General features: G+C 67.5%; 15 protein-coding genes and 1 tRNA gene. 5 read left to right on the top strand and 11 right to left on the bottom strand.

Annotation, left to right across the window (positions count from 1 at the left end; all coding sequences use genetic code 11):
- Window positions 1–252: 252 nt before the first annotated feature.
- Window positions 253–1695 (bottom strand): amidase, encoded by a 1443-nt coding sequence (locus AC3XYG_RS19600; RefSeq protein WP_489141538.1) that lies wholly within the window; start codon window positions 1693–1695, stop codon window positions 253–255.
- Between the two features lie 123 nt (window positions 1696–1818).
- On the opposite strand from AC3XYG_RS19600, the gene AC3XYG_RS19595 reads away from it, so the two are divergent.
- Complete coding sequence (locus AC3XYG_RS19595; RefSeq protein ID WP_489141537.1) at window positions 1819–2724, top strand: ADP-ribosylglycohydrolase family protein; 906 nt, start codon at window positions 1819–1821, stop codon at window positions 2722–2724.
- A gap of 50 nt (window positions 2725–2774) precedes the next feature.
- On the opposite strand, the gene AC3XYG_RS19590 is transcribed toward AC3XYG_RS19595, so the two are convergent.
- The gene (locus tag AC3XYG_RS19590; RefSeq protein ID WP_489141536.1) at window positions 2775–3578 is read right to left on the bottom strand and encodes an SDR family NAD(P)-dependent oxidoreductase; all 804 of its coding nucleotides are present in this window, start codon (window positions 3576–3578) and stop codon (window positions 2775–2777) included.
- A gap of 165 nt (window positions 3579–3743) precedes the next feature.
- Between AC3XYG_RS19590 and AC3XYG_RS19585 the strand changes: the two genes are divergently transcribed.
- Entirely contained in the window at window positions 3744–4016 is a 273-nt protein-coding gene (locus tag AC3XYG_RS19585; RefSeq protein WP_489141535.1) for a winged helix-turn-helix transcriptional regulator, read from the top strand.
- Between the two features lie 39 nt (window positions 4017–4055).
- Here AC3XYG_RS19585 and AC3XYG_RS19580 read toward each other — a convergent pair whose 3' ends face one another.
- The 3 genes from AC3XYG_RS19580 to AC3XYG_RS19570 form a co-directional block, all read right to left on the bottom strand.
- Window positions 4056–4940, bottom strand: a complete 885-nt coding sequence (locus tag AC3XYG_RS19580; RefSeq protein WP_489141534.1) for a bifunctional transcriptional activator/DNA repair enzyme AdaA — start codon at window positions 4938–4940, stop codon at window positions 4056–4058.
- 64 nt (window positions 4941–5004) lie between these two features.
- A complete protein-coding gene (locus tag AC3XYG_RS19575) occupies window positions 5005–5904 on the bottom strand; it encodes a creatininase family protein (protein ID WP_489141533.1) in 900 nt (299 codons plus the stop codon).
- Window positions 5905–5917: 13 nt separating this feature from the next.
- Entirely contained in the window at window positions 5918–6469 is a 552-nt protein-coding gene (locus tag AC3XYG_RS19570; protein ID WP_489141532.1) for a DUF2244 domain-containing protein, read from the bottom strand.
- A 95-nt stretch (window positions 6470–6564) separates the two neighbouring features.
- Here AC3XYG_RS19570 and nth point away from each other — a divergent pair, with 95 nt between their 5' ends.
- Window positions 6565–7203, top strand: a complete 639-nt coding sequence (nth, locus tag AC3XYG_RS19565; protein ID WP_489141531.1) for an endonuclease III — start codon at window positions 6565–6567, stop codon at window positions 7201–7203.
- On the opposite strand, the gene AC3XYG_RS19560 is transcribed toward nth, so the two are convergent.
- Complete coding sequence (locus AC3XYG_RS19560; protein ID WP_489141540.1) at window positions 7200–8096, bottom strand: AraC family transcriptional regulator; 897 nt, start codon at window positions 8094–8096, stop codon at window positions 7200–7202. The genes nth and AC3XYG_RS19560 overlap by 4 nt on opposite strands.
- 248 nt (window positions 8097–8344) lie before the next feature.
- Between AC3XYG_RS19560 and AC3XYG_RS19555 the strand changes: the two genes are divergently transcribed.
- Window positions 8345–9115 (top strand): alpha/beta fold hydrolase, encoded by a 771-nt coding sequence (locus AC3XYG_RS19555; protein ID WP_489141530.1) that lies wholly within the window; start codon window positions 8345–8347, stop codon window positions 9113–9115.
- A 137-nt stretch (window positions 9116–9252) separates the two neighbouring features.
- On the opposite strand, the gene AC3XYG_RS19550 is transcribed toward AC3XYG_RS19555, so the two are convergent.
- Both AC3XYG_RS19550 and AC3XYG_RS19545 read right to left on the bottom strand, forming a co-directional pair.
- Complete coding sequence (locus AC3XYG_RS19550) at window positions 9253–10806, bottom strand: calcium-binding protein (RefSeq protein WP_489141529.1); 1554 nt, start codon at window positions 10804–10806, stop codon at window positions 9253–9255.
- A gap of 171 nt (window positions 10807–10977) precedes the next feature.
- The gene (locus AC3XYG_RS19545; protein WP_489141528.1) at window positions 10978–11859 is read right to left on the bottom strand and encodes an N-formylglutamate amidohydrolase; all 882 of its coding nucleotides are present in this window, start codon (window positions 11857–11859) and stop codon (window positions 10978–10980) included.
- Between the two features lie 139 nt (window positions 11860–11998).
- Between AC3XYG_RS19545 and AC3XYG_RS19540 the strand changes: the two genes are divergently transcribed.
- Window positions 11999–12073, top strand: a tRNA-Val gene (locus AC3XYG_RS19540).
- Here the strand turns inward: AC3XYG_RS19540 and AC3XYG_RS19535 are convergent.
- From AC3XYG_RS19535 to AC3XYG_RS19525, 3 genes are all read right to left on the bottom strand, one after another.
- Window positions 12024–12719 (bottom strand): site-specific integrase, encoded by a 696-nt coding sequence (locus AC3XYG_RS19535; protein ID WP_489141539.1) that lies wholly within the window; start codon window positions 12717–12719, stop codon window positions 12024–12026. The two genes, AC3XYG_RS19540 and AC3XYG_RS19535, sit on opposite strands and share 50 nt — an antisense overlap.
- A 377-nt stretch (window positions 12720–13096) precedes the next feature.
- Window positions 13097–13447, bottom strand: coding sequence for a helix-turn-helix domain-containing protein (locus AC3XYG_RS19530; RefSeq protein ID WP_489141527.1), 351 nt, complete (start codon window positions 13445–13447; stop codon window positions 13097–13099).
- A gap of 24 nt (window positions 13448–13471) precedes the next feature.
- Entirely contained in the window at window positions 13472–13852 is a 381-nt protein-coding gene (locus AC3XYG_RS19525) for a hypothetical protein (protein WP_489141526.1), read from the bottom strand.
- Window positions 13853–13927: the final 75 nt, after the last annotated feature.

Below are 13927 nucleotides of genomic sequence, written 5' to 3'. Positions count from 1 at the left end.
GACGGGTCGCCCGTCACGCCGCACAGCCGCGAGATCATCGCGGTGGCGGGATAGGAGATAGGAGCGTTTCAGAGAGACGCTGCGCCCTTCACTTTTGTCCTGCTAGGCACAGGTCTCAACTTTTAATGTCATTGCCCGGCTTGACCGGGCAATCCAGGGGCTTTCAAGAGCCGCTCTGGCCGCCCCTGGATGCCACGGTCAAGCGGTGGCATGACAAAAAAGAGAGGGACAACAGGCATTGGGGGAAACCCGTTAGGCTGAAACCGGCGGCTTGCGGTCGATCCAGGGCTGCGCCGCCTCCAGCTGCGTCGCCAGGCGCAGCAGCGTCGCCTCGTCGCCGGTGCGGCCGACCAGTTGCACGCCCATCGGCAACCCATCCGGCGTCCAGTGCATCGGCAGCGAGACTGCCGGCAGGCCCGACAGGTTGAACGGGTACATGAACACGGCGTCGGACCATTTCGCGTTGTAGGCGTCGTAATCGGTCATGCTCATGTCCCAGTGGCCGAAGGGCCGCGGCGGCTGGGTCAGGGTCGGGGTGAGGTAGGCGTCAAAGGGCAGCAGTTGCCCCACCAGGTCCCGCGCGATTAGCCGCAGCGCCTCGATGTTCCCGGCATGGCCGATGCCGGAGATGGACCGGCCGCGCTCGATCACCGCCCAGCTCAGCGGCTCGAGGTCGCCCTGTGTCACCGGCCAGCCGACCACGGATTCCAGCGCGGCGAACATCGTCGCCGTCTCCACCGCCGCCATGTCGATGTAGGTGGCCCAGGCCCGGTGCGCGTCGAAGGCGAGGTCGTGCTCCTCGACCACATGCCCCAGCCCTTCCAGCAGCCGGGCCGTGCCGCGCACCGCCGCCAACGCCTCGGGGTGGATCGGACTGCCATCCGGAGTCCGGGTCGCCAGGCCGATGCGCAGCCCCCTGGCCGGCTGCCGCGACGCCGCGGCCCAGCCGCCGTCCGGCGTCTGCGGCGTGTAGGGATCGCCGGGCAGGCCGCCGGCCACGGCGTCGAGATAGGCGGCGGTGTCGCGCACCGTGCGCGAGACGCAGTGGAAATAGACCCCGCCATACCAGATATCGACCAGGTCGGGCGCCAGGGTGATGCGGCCGCGCGACGGCTTCAGCCCGACCACGCCGCAATTCGACGCCGGCACGCGGATCGACCCTGCCCCGTCGGTGGCCTCGGCCAGCGGCACCATCCGCGCCGCCACCGCCGCGGCCGACCCGCCGCTGGAGCCGCCCGGCGTGACGTCGTCGCGCCAGGGGTTGTGGGTGCGGCCATACAGCTTCGGCTCGGTCGAAATGCACCAGCCGTTTTCGGGCACATTGGTGCGGCCCAGCAGGGTGAAGCCGGCGCGCTTGATCCGCCGCGTCGCCTCGCTGTCATGCGGCGCCGGCAGATCCTGCAGATAGGCGCAACTGCTGGTCGCCGGCACGCCCTGCCATTGCGAGCCGAGATCCTTCAGCAGGAACGGCACGCCGGCGAAGGGCCCGTCGGCCGGCGCCTGTGCCGCCTGCCGCCCGAGATCATAGGCCTTGCGGGTGACGGCGTTCAGCCGCGGGTTCAGCGCCTCGATCACCGTGATCGCGACCTCGGCCAGCTCCGCCGCCGACACCTGGCCGCTGCGCACCCATTCCGCCAGCCCCAGCCCGTCCCGCGCCGCATAGTCGCGAATCAGCGCCTCGGTCACGATCGCCATGCTGTCCCTCCCTGCTTTGACGGGAGGCTAGCATGTGATCCGAGGCCGGCAACGCCAGCCGGTTGCGGAGCAGTCATGACAGCCTCGGGCATCACCCCTGCCCGGCCAATGATATGCTGGGGCATGGCCACGGGATTCACAGACGACATTATCGACCGGGCGCGCGGCGCGCTTGTCGGCCTCGCGGTGGGCGATGCGCTCGGCACCACGCTCGAATTCAGCGACCGCGACAGCCTCCCGCATCATGGTGACATGACCGGTGGCGGTCCGTTCGGGCTGGCCCCGGGGCAGTGGACGGACGACACCAGCATGGCGCTGGCCCTCGCCGACAGCCTGATCGCTCGCGGTGGATTCGATGCGCGCGACCTGATGGACCGGTTCGTTGCGTGGTGGCAGGACGGCGAATACTCCTGCACCGGCGCCTGCTTCGACATCGGCAACGCCACCCGCCAGGCCCTGGATTACTACCTGCATGGCGGCGGCCCCTTTGCCGGCGCCACCGATCCGACCACGGCCGGAAACGGATCGCTGATGCGGCTGGCCCCTGCCGTGCTGCACACGCTGCGGGACGCCGGAGCCGGGCGCCGCATCGCGGCCGACCAGAGCCGGACGACCCATGGTGCCGCGGAGGCGACAGAGTCCTGCATCCTGTTCGGCGACCTGCTGCGATCCGCCATCCTGGGCGCCGGCAAGGCTGAGGTGCTGGCGCCCCGGCGGTGGGACGGCGCCGAGAGGGTGCAGTCGATCGCTCATGGTGACTGGCGCAGGCTGCCCCGCCCGCTGATCCAGTCGTCGGGATATGTCATCCACACGCTGGAAGCGTCACTGTGGGCGGTGGAGCGCACTGACAGCTTCGAGGATGCGCTGGTTCTCGCCGTCAATCTGGCCGACGATTCCGATTCGGTCGGTGCGGTGACCGGGCAGATCGCCGGGGCGCTGTATGGCCTGTCCGGCATCCCCGAGCGCTGGCTGCAGCCGCTGGCATGGCGCCAGCGGATCCAGGATACGGCGGATGCGCTGATCAGCTGAATCGTCTGGCGGTGTCTAGGCGGCCTGCGCCTTGGTCACGATCGCGAGACCTAGAGACTGGGCGACAGGCCGCCATCGATCCGCAGATTGACGCCGGTTATGTACCCTGCAATCGGACTGGCGAGGAAGGCGATGGCATCCGCTATTTCGTCCAGCCGGCCGACCCGGCCGACGGGGACTTGGGCGAACATCGGCAGGACGGCACGCTCGATATCCTCCCATGGCGCGTCCTTGTTCGCCACGCCGCGCTCTGCCGCAACATCGCGGAATCGGGCATCAAGCGCGGCGCTGTGAATCGTGCCCGGAGACACGGCGTTCACCGTGACCCCGTCGGCCGCCACCGCCTTCGCCATCGAAGCCGTCATGGCGTTCATGGCCGCCTTGCTCGCCGAATAGTCGGGCGCAGACGGTGGCGCCATCGTTGCGGCAACGCTCGATATGTTGATCACGCGGCCCCACTTGGCTCGCCGCATCCCAGGCAACAGACGCGTGGTGACCCTGAGGGCCGCCAGGACGTTGCGATCGTAGGCGGACGCCCAGGAGGCGGGCTGCGTATCCATCCAGCTCTCCCTTGAACCGCCCGAGCCTCCCGCGTTGTTGACCAGGATGTCGATGGGGCCGGCGAGATCTCCCGCCTCATCGACCAGGCGCTGCACCTCGTCGTCATGCGTGAGATCCCCGACGACGACATGGGCTTGGCCACCCTGCGCGATGATGGCATCGGCAACCTGCTGTGCCCGGGCCCCATCACGACCGTGAACGATGACGATCGCCTTCTCTTGGGCGAGCTTCCTGGCGATGGCTTCACCAATCCCTTTGCTGCTGCCCGTGACCAGCGCCGTCTTGCCGTCCAATTGTAAATCCATCGCTGGAAACCCACTCTACAGTGCTGATGACTTCGTAGATTGAGCGAGATAATGGACGAGACAAGTACGCACTTTAATGTGCCTACCGAGCATGAGCGGGATGCCTGTCTAGGTCCGGACGGTTCGGTTGCGCACGTAACCCGAGTCATACGAATGATACAGGGGCGCTGGAAGCTGCCCATTCTCTTCCGGCTCTATGCCGGCCCTTCAATTCGCACCTTACAATTGAAGCGGGACTTGCCGGGTATTTCACAGAAAATGCTGACACAGCATCTTCGTGAGCTGGCGGACGACTGTCTCATCGACAGAGTCGATTTTGACGAGAAGCCGCCGCGTGTCGAATACCGATTGTCGGAGATGGGCAGGCAACTGCTGCCCGTGCTGATCGCAGCACGCAATTTCTCGGCCGGCCATCCGGCAGGGTGACCCTTACCGTCGCTGGCGCACCTTTGCGAGACCGCGGGCCTACGCCGCCTGGGCCCCCGCCCGCGCCGCTTCCCAGGCCAGCAGCGCCTGTTTCTTGGCGGCACCCCAGCGGTAGTTGTGGATGATGCCGCTGGAGCGGATGACGCGGTGGCAGGGGATCAGCACCGAGACCGGGTTGGACCCGACCGCGCCGCCGACGGCGCGGCTGGCGGTCGGTTGGCCGATCGCGGCGGCGACGCCGCCATAGCTGGCGACCCGGCCCGGCGGGATCGACAGCAGCGCTTCCCACACCTTGACCTGGAAGTTGGTGCCGCGCAGCAGCACCGGCAGCGGGGCGCCTTCGGCCACTGGTGCGAACATTCTGGCCGCCACCGCGGCGGTCGCCACTTGGTCGCGCACCAATTCGGCGCCCGGCCATTCGCCGGTGAATTCGGCGACGGCCGCGCCTTTGTCCCCGACCACGAAGCTGAACCAGCACACGCCACGGTCGGTGGTGCCGATCAGGCAGGGGCCGAACGGGCTGGCATGGACGCCCCAGCGGATGGTCAGACCGGCGCCGCGGCCCTTCCAGTCGCCCGGCGTCATCGCCTCGCAAGTCACGAACAGGTCGTGCAGCCGCGACGGCCCCGACAGACCGGTGTCGAGTGCTGCGTCGAGCAGGCTGGTCGGTTCGCTGAGCAGCCGCCGGGCGTGGTCGAGCCGAAGGTACTGGGCGAATCGCTTCGGGCTGATGCCGACCCAGCGCGAGAACACCCGCTGGAAATGATGGGGGTGCAGGCCGATCTCCGCCGCCAGCGCGGCCAGGTCGGGCGGGTCGTCGCGCCGGTCGACCAGGATGGCGATGGCCTGGGAGATCGCCTCATGCCGCGGCTCGTCTTCGAAGACGGTGGGCTCAAAGGTGGTCGGATCAGGGGTCTTGCTCATGCCTGTGAATGTCGTGCCGCCCGCCGCCGCGGACAACCCGGATCTTGCGGTGCCGGAACGATCGTCAGGCCTCTTCCGCCGCCAGCCAGTTGAGGTGCCAGCGGCTGTCCGGCGGCACGGTCCGGCCCAGCCCGGTGCCGTCGCGTTGCATGGTCAGGAAGGCCGGCAAAGCGGGCGTCACCACCTCGGCCCACAGCCGTTCGACATCGGCGAAGCTGAGCAGCCGGGCGGTCGGCCGCGCCGCCGCATGTGCCGCGAGCAGACCCTGCGCCCGGTCGGCCAGCCAGGCGGCCTGGCGCGCCACCATCGCCTCGCCGTCGCGCCGGCTGGACTGCGCCGCATCCGGCCCCATGGCGAAATGCGGCCCCGGCGCATCCGCGGCCGGCAGGCGCGAGGTGTCGACGCAATCCGGCTCGACCGCCCAGAGCTGCGAGGTCTCGATCCGCCCGGCATGGTCGCCGCGCGACGGCCCCTGCGCGTCGATCCCCTCGCGGTCGGCCTCGAAATCCGGCAGGGAAAGCAGCCGGGCGCCGATGAAGGGCTGCACCAGTTCGACCATGGTCTTCAGGTCACGATAGTTCTGCCCGTAATGGCCGGTCAGCAGGATCACCGCCTTGAAGCCGATGCGGTCGGCGGCGCGCAGCTGGTAGCAGATGTTCTTGAAATGCTGCCAGGGCGGCAGCGCCGTCAGCCAGTCGCGCGCCACCTCGCCCACATTGGCGCGGGACCAGATGGCGTAATCGCCGACCTCATGGATGTGCCAGTAATCCGGCGGGGCGACGATGCCGCCGCCAAGTCGGGCCGCGGCGCAGGCGATGCCATGCGCCTTCAGCGCGTCGAGCCCGACCGCATTGTGCGGACCATGCGGCTCGCACAGCCCATAGGTCAGGTACAGCACCGGCGATGCGGCGAAGCGCTGTTCCAGCTGATCGGGGAACATCCGGTCCCAGCGCACCTCGTCCATCGCCCGTCTTTCCCTAGATATGCGAATCACCTTCGGGATCCGGCGCGGCGCGCACCCAGTCCAGCGCTGCAGTCAGGTCGCGCGCCAGGACGGCACGGTCGGCCGGCGCCAGGAAGCCGCCGATGCCGACGCGCTGGCCGTGGCTGGCCAGGGTGATGCGGTTCTGGCCGATCTCGCTGCCGTCGACCGTGATGCGCAGCCAATAGGGCTGCAGCTCGATCCGGTGCGACACGCCGCGATGGTCGCCATGTTCGATCACCAGCCGCTGCGCAGTCAGGCGGATGGTCTCCCAGCTGCGCTCGGCCCGCCGCAGGTTCAGCCGCATCAGGACGTACAGCAGCAGGGCGTCGAGGCCGTAGAAGCCGAACACCGGCCAGGCGCCCAGCGCCAGGAACAGAATGCCGTTGAACAGGCTGGTGGCGCCGACCACGCCGATCACGATCCAGAACCCGACGGGGCCCAGGCTGCGCTTCGGCCGCAGCAGCCGTTCGAACAGCGGCGGCCCGTCCTCGGCCACGGGTGTGGCGCCGGCGGTGCCGATGCGGGTGAGGCTGCTGCTGCGCATGACGGAAATCATAGTCCTGGCCCGCCATATGGCAATGCCCGGCAAGGGAGGTTCAGCCATGGCGCGGCCGGGTTTGGGCCGCTACGCTGTGGGTCATGAAGCCCGCCGCCATCGACACCTTTTACGCCCGCCTCGCCGCTCGGATGCCGGAGCCGCGGACCGAGCTGAACTACAGCAGCCCCTTCACCCTGCTGGTGGCCGTGGTGCTGTCGGCCCAGGCCACCGATGTCGGGGTGAACAAGGCCACCGGCCCGCTCTACGCCGTCGCCGACACGCCGGAAAAGATCGCGGCGCTGGGGGTCGAAGGCCTGTCGCGCTACATCCGCACCATCGGCCTCTACAACACGAAGGCCAAGAATGTCATCGCGCTGTCGCAGATCCTGCTGCAGCAGCATGGCGGCGAGGTGCCGCGCGACCGGGCGGCGCTGGAGGCGCTGCCGGGCGTCGGCCGCAAGACCGCCAATGTGGTGCTGAACGTCGCCTTCGGCGAGCCGACCATCGCCGTCGACACCCATATCTTCCGGGTCTCGAACCGCACCGGCCTGGCCCGGGGCAAGACGCCGGACGCGGTCGAGAAGGTGCTGGAGCGGGTGACGCCGGACCGCTGGAAGCTGCATGCGCATCACTGGCTGATCCTGCACGGCCGCTACACCTGCAAGGCGCGCCGGCCGGTGTGCGAGGACTGCATCGTCGCCGATCTGTGCGAATGGCCGGAGAAGACGGTGCCGGCCTAGACCAGGCGGCCATCGCGCGGCGTGGTGCCGAACATCGTCTTGTAGGCGCGGCTGAACGCCGCCTCGGACTCGTACCCCACAGCGTGCGCGACCTCGCCCACCGGAAGGGTCGATCGCCGCAGCAGATCGGACGCCATCGCCAGGCGCCAGCGATGGACATAGCGCAACGGTGGTTCGCCGACCGTGGCCAGGAACAGCTGGGCGAATCGCGAGCGCGACATCCCGGCGACCGATGCCAGGCCTGCGACCGACCAGTTCCTTGCGGGATCCCGATGGATTGCGGCGACGGCCCTGCTGACCCGCGCATCGGCAAGCGCACCGATCCAGCCTTGGCGGGGGCCCAGCGATTTCGCCCAGGTCCGGATGCAGCGGATGATCAGGACATCGATCACGCGGGAGATCATGAGCGCGGCCCCCGGCTCCCGGGCCGCATGTTCGACGACCAGGAAGCGGGCGACATCGCGGATCAGGACGGCAGACTGATCGGCATCCCTGGCGATGTAAATGACATCCGGCAGGAGCCCCAGCAACGGCGAGACCCCGCCTTTGCTTTCGAACTGAAAGGTGGCGCTGATGGTCCTGGCCGCGACCGCGCCCTGCCCGTGTGCGAGCACCGGGATATCCGCGGCCTCGATCTCGAGCGGGGCGTCCAGGGCGACGTCCGGGCGGCTGCCGTCGCTGAGCCGGTATCGCGCCGGGTGCGGCAGGACCACGATATCGCCGGCGGACAGCGCCAACGGCGCCCGGCCCTCGATGGAAATGCGGAGTTCGCCGTCCTGAACCACATGGATGCAAGCCGCCCCCCGCCGGAATCCGACATTGAACCCGGACCGCAGCTCGGTGGTCAGCATCCGCTCGCCGTTGAGCCGAACGAATCTCAGGATGTCGGACAGAAGATCGGTGTGCGGCTCAGGATCGGACGCCTGGGCAAGAACTCCGTCGTTGGTGTCATGGGGTTTCAGGGACGGATCCTCTAATTACCGGCCCACGCGAATTCGACCGACGAGCCGTGTGACGCTGGAACCGGACCGGGGAACGCAACGCCCGAAATCTTTCCACGAAACGGCGGATGGAAGAACCGCGACTTTGCAGAAACCCTGCAATTCCCCGGATTTGCGTCCGGCGTTCCAAGGAACAGACAATGCGACATCTTCTGATTTCGGCGGCCACCGCCCTGATGGCCGCAGCCGCGCTGGCCGCCCCCGCGCAGTCGGCGGACCTGCCCAAGGGCGCGGCCCACAACATCGTTCTCGTGCATGGCGCGTTCGTCGACCAGACGAGCTGGCAGCCCGTAGCCGATATCCTCACGAAGAAGGGCTACAAGGTCACGCTGGTCGAGAACCCGCTGACCTCCCTCGCCGCGGACGTCGACGCCACCAGACAGGCGCTGGCGAAGCAGGACGGCAAGACGGTTCTGGTCGGCCATTCCTGGGGCGGCGTGGTCATCACCGAGGCCGGCAACGACCCCAAGGTCTCGGCGCTGGTCTACGTCTCCGCCTTCGCGCCTGATGTGGGCGAATCCCTGGCGTCCCTGGCCAAGGCCGGCCCGGCGACCGAAGGCGGCAACGCCATTCATCCCGACGATAAGGGCAACCTGTATATCGACCCCAAGGTGTTCCCCTCGGCGGTCGCCGCCGACCTCCCGCCGAAGATCGCCGAAGCCCTGGCAAACGCCCAGCTGCCGCTGAACCACACGGCTTTCGAGGCCCCGGTCGACATTGCGGCTTGGCACGACAAGCCGACATTCTATGTCATCACCACCAAGGACAAGCTCCTCGCCCCCGAGGCCCAGAAGATGTTTGCCGCCCGAATGAAGGCCCAGACGACGGACGTCGCGGGCAGCCATGCCTCGCTGGTCGTGCACGCGAGCGAAGTTGCCGCGGTCATCGAGAAGGCCGCGCTCGCGAAGTGACGATACGGCTGCCGGGAGCACAAACGGCGCCCCCCATCGCGGAGGAGTGATGGGGAGCGCCGGGCCGGCCGCCGTGGAGGGTCAGGCCGGCCTACGCCCCGGCGGCGACCGGGGCGATCGGGTCTGAGCGATCGGGGTTAGATCAGCAGGAAGTCGCTGGCGGTGAAGTCGTCGGCGTGGACGCCGTCTAAGGTGATGTGGCTGTCATGGCCGAGATCCAGCACCGCGCCCGCCGCGGTGTCGGTGAGATGCGCCAGGACGTCGAAGTGGATGCCGAAGCCGTCCAGCTTCACCACGTCCTGCTTGGTGTTGAAGTCGGTGATGGTGTCGTTGCCCGGCTCGATCGCGCGGAAGACGAAGGTGTCGGCCCCGCCATTGCCGGTGAGCAAATCGTCGCCGGCCCCGCCTTCGATGCGGTCGGCCCCGTTGCCGCCGATGATGGTGTCGTTGCCGGCATCGCCGAACATCTGGTCGCCGGCGGTGGCCGCCGTGGCGCTGGTGGTGAAGGCCTGGATGAAATCGTCGCCGGTGCCGCCATGGCTGATGTCGGCGGCCGTGTCGCTGCCGATGATGGTGTCGTTGCCGGACCCGCCGAACACGGTGTCGCCGGTCGGGTCGTTCCAGGCGATCACGTCGTCGCCGGCGTCGCCGAAGACGATGTCGTGCCCGGCCATGCCGCCGATATGGTCGTTGCCGGCCCCGCCATGGACGATGTCGTCGCCCGCGCCGGTGTTGATGGTGTCGTCGCCGGCACCGCCCGACAGCTTGTCGGCACCGCCGCCGCCGCTGATATTGTCGTCGCCGTTGCCGCCCAGGATCACATCCGCCGCATCGCCGCCGATGATGGTGTCGTTCCCGTCACCGCCCGACATGTGGTCGCCCACGGTTTCGGCGGCCGCGTTGGTGGTGAACGCCTGGATGAAATCATTGCCGGCACCGCCGTTGCTGACATCGGCCGCCGTGTCGCTGCCGATGATGCGGTCGTCGCCGGCGCCGCCGAACACGGTGTCGCCGGTCGGATCGTTCCAGGCGATGGTGTCGTTGCCGGCCCCGCCGAAGACGATGTCATGCCCGGCCATGCCGCCGATCGTGTCGTCACCATTGCCGCCATGGACGATGTCGTCGCCCGCGCCGGTGTTGATATTGTCGTTGCCGTTGCCGCCGAACAGGTGGTCGGCGCCGCCATTGCCGGTGATGGTGTCGTCGCCGTTGCCGCCCTGGATGACGTCGTTGCCATCGCCGCCGATCAGCGTGTCATTGCCGTCGCCGCCGAACAGGTGGTCGCCCGCGGTCGCGGCCCCGGGGCTGGTGGTGAAGGCCTGGATCACGTCGTCGCCGGCGCCGCCATGGCTGATATCCGCCGCGGTGTCGCTGCCGATGATGTGGTCGTTGCCGGCGCCGCCGAACACCGTGTCGCCGGTCGGGTCGTTCCAGGCAATGGTGTCGTCCCCGCCATCGCCGAAGACGATGTCGTGGCCGGCCATGCCACCGATCTGGTCGTTGCCGTTGCCGCCATGGACGATGTCGTCGCCTGCGCCGGTGTTGATCGAATCGTTGCCGTCGCCGCCGAAGAGATGGTCGTTGCCGCCGAGGCCGGCGATGGTGTCGTCCCCGCCCCCGCCGAACAGATTGTCCGGCCCGTCCGTCCCGGTCAGGACATCCGCGCCGCCATGCCCGTGCACGATGCTCATTGCCATGCTCCCAAAGAGATCAATGGAAGCCAGAGATTTGGCCGGGCCGGTTACCTCGGGATGTCAGGGTGCTGGAATCTCACTACGGTTGAAGCTTGGCGGCAAAGCCGCAAGATTTCATCGCGATCCGTACGCGCTGAATCCTGATATCCGACACGAAGCCTTCACCGGTCAGCGCACCAGCGCTTCCGGCTCGATCGCCCCGAGGGCGGCGACGAAATCCGTCATGTCGGCGGTCAGCCGGGCCAGGTCCCGGGTCGGCAACAGCGTCGCCTCCTCCATATACAGGGCCCGGTTCAGCTCGATCTGCAGCGCATGGATGCCGGCGCGCGGCCGGCCGTAATGCCGGGTGGTGAAGCCCCCGGCATAAGGCGTGTTGCGGGTGACGGCATAGCCGCGCCCGGTCAGCCATTGCTCCGCCGTCTCGGTCACCGCCCCGGCGCAGGCGCTGCCGTAGCAATCGCCCAGCACGATATCGACGGCGTGGCCGCCCGGCGTGCGCGAGGCGCCCTGCGACGGCATCGAATGGGCGTCCAGCAGGATGGCGCGGCCGAACGTTGCCCGGGTCTCGTCGACCAGCCGGCGCAGCGCGGTGTGATAGGGCGTGTAGTAGCGCTCGACCCGCTCCACTGCTTCGGCGAATCGCAGCTTGCCGCGGTAGATGTCTTTTCCCTGGGCAACGATGCGGGCAATGGTGCCGAGCCCGGCGACGACGCGCGGCGACCGGGTGTTGACCCAGCCCGGCAGCGCATCGGCGAACATGTCGGGGTCGAGTTCATAGGCTTCGCGGTTGACGTCAAGGAAGGCGCGCGGGAACAGCGCCTGCAGCAGCGGCACGCCGCGTTCCGGCACCTGGCCGAAGATCTCGTCGACGAAGCCGTCCTCGGACCGGCGCAGCGTGTGCGGGTCCAGCTTGGCGGCGGCCAGGAACGCGCCGGGATAGTCGCGGCCGCTGTGCGGCGACGCGACGACCACGGGGAGGCGCCGGTCCGCCGGCAGGGCAATCGCCACCGCATCGGACGCCGGCGACTGCGAGGCGACTTGACCATCCATGCCACCGTCATATCCCAGTGCCGGAAGGCTGTCGACGGTGCCAGTTGGGTTCTATGGTTTGACGCTTGCACGCCCCGGGGGATGATGCTACATCGGCGCTCCCGCGGACGACAGGCTCTTGGTCGTCCTTCCCGGTGCCGGGCGCGTAGCTCAGCGGGAGAGCACTACGTTGACATCGTAGGGGTCACAGGTTCAATCCCTGTCGCGCCCACCACCGGAACTCCAGGGAGTCCGGGCATCTCAGCAGGGGTGTCCGACTCAAGCTCCTCGGCAGCTAGAACGCAGCTAGCACGCAGCGGTTGACGGGATGAGATGGACGCTCGGTTGACGAACGTTGCCTCCATCTCCGCGAAATACGAATCTATAGCCCGAACCGCCTTGCTGAGATAGTCCGGACTATATCTGGCATATCGTTCGGTGACCCAATCCGACCCCTTGTGCCCAAGGAAGCCTTTAACTTCCCACGCGGGCACGGCACGGCTCCGCAACTCTGTCGCCATCGTGTGCCGAAGGCTGTAGGGCGTGATGTCCTTTGGCAGCCCGGCAGCCTTCACTGCGGCTGCGAACGATTTTTTGACGCTCTTGATAGGCTCGCCACACCAGTTGACGAATCGGCTTGCGTTGCTGCTGCGAACATACGGTTCGAGGGTGTCAGTCAGCGGCACGGTTGGCCGGTGTTTCTTCGTCTGGCGCCGGCCCTGCGGATTGAGCTGCACGACTCGGCGGTACAGGTCCACCTGGAACGGCGACAGATCCAGAATCGCATCAGGCCTCGCGAGCGTATTGAGCCCGATCATGCAAAACAGAAACAGGTGCGGCCACTCGCGAGCCTCCGTGAGCAGACGATAGACCTGATACATCGTCAGGATCGGCGCCTGTTCTTGGTCACTCCGATCGGGCTCATCAATGATGTACGGCACGGACGCGATCTCCTGACGCTTCCAGGAACGCCGGAGCGCAGCCCGTCCGACCGACAGGACCCGTGAGATGTACGAGTTCTTGTAGTGCCTGCCCCTCAGCCAGTCGACAAACTCCTCTTGCCGCCCAACCGAAAGCTCCGAAACGAGGGCCTGACCCCAGAAATCGGTCCAAAGGGACAGGGCAATCCTCGCCTGTTCATGGCTGGGGAGGTCCTTGGCATGACGCTCCCAGTATCGAACCAGGATCGTCGTCAGCGGTGTCGACTCCGGCGCTTGGTGTCGCATTTTGCCGTTGGCCGTGACAAAGGCTGCGAGCCTTATTTCGGCTTCCCGAAGGTCAATTGTGCCAAGCGAAGCGCGTCGCGTCTGTCGATCGCCGTCGGCGTTGTCGTACCAGGTGGCGCACCACTTGTCGGAGTTTGGCCGCTTGCTGAGCCAGTGGCCGGCGATCTGGGCTGGTCGATGGGTGTCAGCGGCCATGCCGGGACCCTCTGCCGTTCCTGATATTCAAGCAAGTCTGTGAGTGCATAGCGCCATCTTCCGCCGATCCGCCGAGCTGCGATTTCCCTGCGTTTCCGGATTCGTTGCAGCGTCGCGACAGAGATGTCCAGCACCCCCGCCGCAGCCTCCTCCTTCAGCAGCCGAGGTAGATCAACTGCGTCAGGCATGTCCGTTCCAATCGCAAGGAGCGGTCATGGCACCGCCCGCCCCGGGGCCGAGGTGCCGACCTGCAACTTCGGCAGTTTGCCGGTGGCGGAATGCACGACGTGACCACCTGACATGAAGACGCCGGCGAAACCAGCGAAGATCAGAAGGGCCACGGTCATCACACTTTGATGAAGCTCGGTGACGGCCTGTTCGTCCGCGGGGCCCTCTACCGCAAAGCGCGTTCGATACAGACCATAGACCCAGCCGGAAACTAGGCCGCCGCTGACGATCGCCGCACCCTGCGGCATGAGCGCGCCCATGGATGGCATCGGGCGCTCCGTTAGGAAGACGAAAATCAGGATGGCGTTGCCTGCAGCAAAGCCGATGACCGCCCATCTGACGATGAGGAGAGAGCGAAGTGACATTGTCTTTCCCGGCCAAGTTGTGAGCTGGATCCGCTGGCGGAGCCGGACGGCTGCTGCCTATCCCACGGCGGAGCC

Source organism: Inquilinus sp., from assembly GCF_057815775.1.
This window is presented reverse-complemented; position numbering and strand designations above follow the sequence as displayed.

What these genes read in the sequence shown, in the direction of transcription:
- AC3XYG_RS19550 (WP_489141529.1), bottom strand. Translation starts at nt 10,806, where the DNA reads ATGAGCATCGTGCACGGGCATGGCGGCGCGGATGTCCTGACCGGGACG.
- nth (WP_489141531.1), top strand. Translation starts at nt 6,565, where the DNA reads ATGAAGCCCGCCGCCATCGACACCTTTTACGCCCGCCTCGCCGCTCGG.
- AC3XYG_RS19575 (WP_489141533.1), bottom strand. Translation starts at nt 5,904, where the DNA reads ATGGACGAGGTGCGCTGGGACCGGATGTTCCCCGATCAGCTGGAACAG.
- AC3XYG_RS19525 (WP_489141526.1), bottom strand. Translation starts at nt 13,852, where the DNA reads ATGTCACTTCGCTCTCTCCTCATCGTCAGATGGGCGGTCATCGGCTTT.
- AC3XYG_RS19570 (WP_489141532.1), bottom strand. Translation starts at nt 6,469, where the DNA reads ATGCGCAGCAGCAGCCTCACCCGCATCGGCACCGCCGGCGCCACACCC.
- AC3XYG_RS19545 (WP_489141528.1), bottom strand. Translation starts at nt 11,859, where the DNA reads ATGGATGGTCAAGTCGCCTCGCAGTCGCCGGCGTCCGATGCGGTGGCG.
- AC3XYG_RS19600 (WP_489141538.1), bottom strand. Translation starts at nt 1,695, where the DNA reads ATGGCGATCGTGACCGAGGCGCTGATTCGCGACTATGCGGCGCGGGAC.
- AC3XYG_RS19580 (WP_489141534.1), bottom strand. Translation starts at nt 4,940, where the DNA reads ATGAGCAAGACCCCTGATCCGACCACCTTTGAGCCCACCGTCTTCGAA.
- AC3XYG_RS19595 (WP_489141537.1), top strand. Translation starts at nt 1,819, where the DNA reads ATGGCCACGGGATTCACAGACGACATTATCGACCGGGCGCGCGGCGCG.
- AC3XYG_RS19530 (WP_489141527.1), bottom strand. Translation starts at nt 13,447, where the DNA reads ATGCCTGACGCAGTTGATCTACCTCGGCTGCTGAAGGAGGAGGCTGCG.
- AC3XYG_RS19535 (WP_489141539.1), bottom strand. Translation starts at nt 12,719, where the DNA reads ATGTATCAGGTCTATCGTCTGCTCACGGAGGCTCGCGAGTGGCCGCAC.
- AC3XYG_RS19585 (WP_489141535.1), top strand. Translation starts at nt 3,744, where the DNA reads ATGATACAGGGGCGCTGGAAGCTGCCCATTCTCTTCCGGCTCTATGCC.
- AC3XYG_RS19555 (WP_489141530.1), top strand. Translation starts at nt 8,345, where the DNA reads ATGCGACATCTTCTGATTTCGGCGGCCACCGCCCTGATGGCCGCAGCC.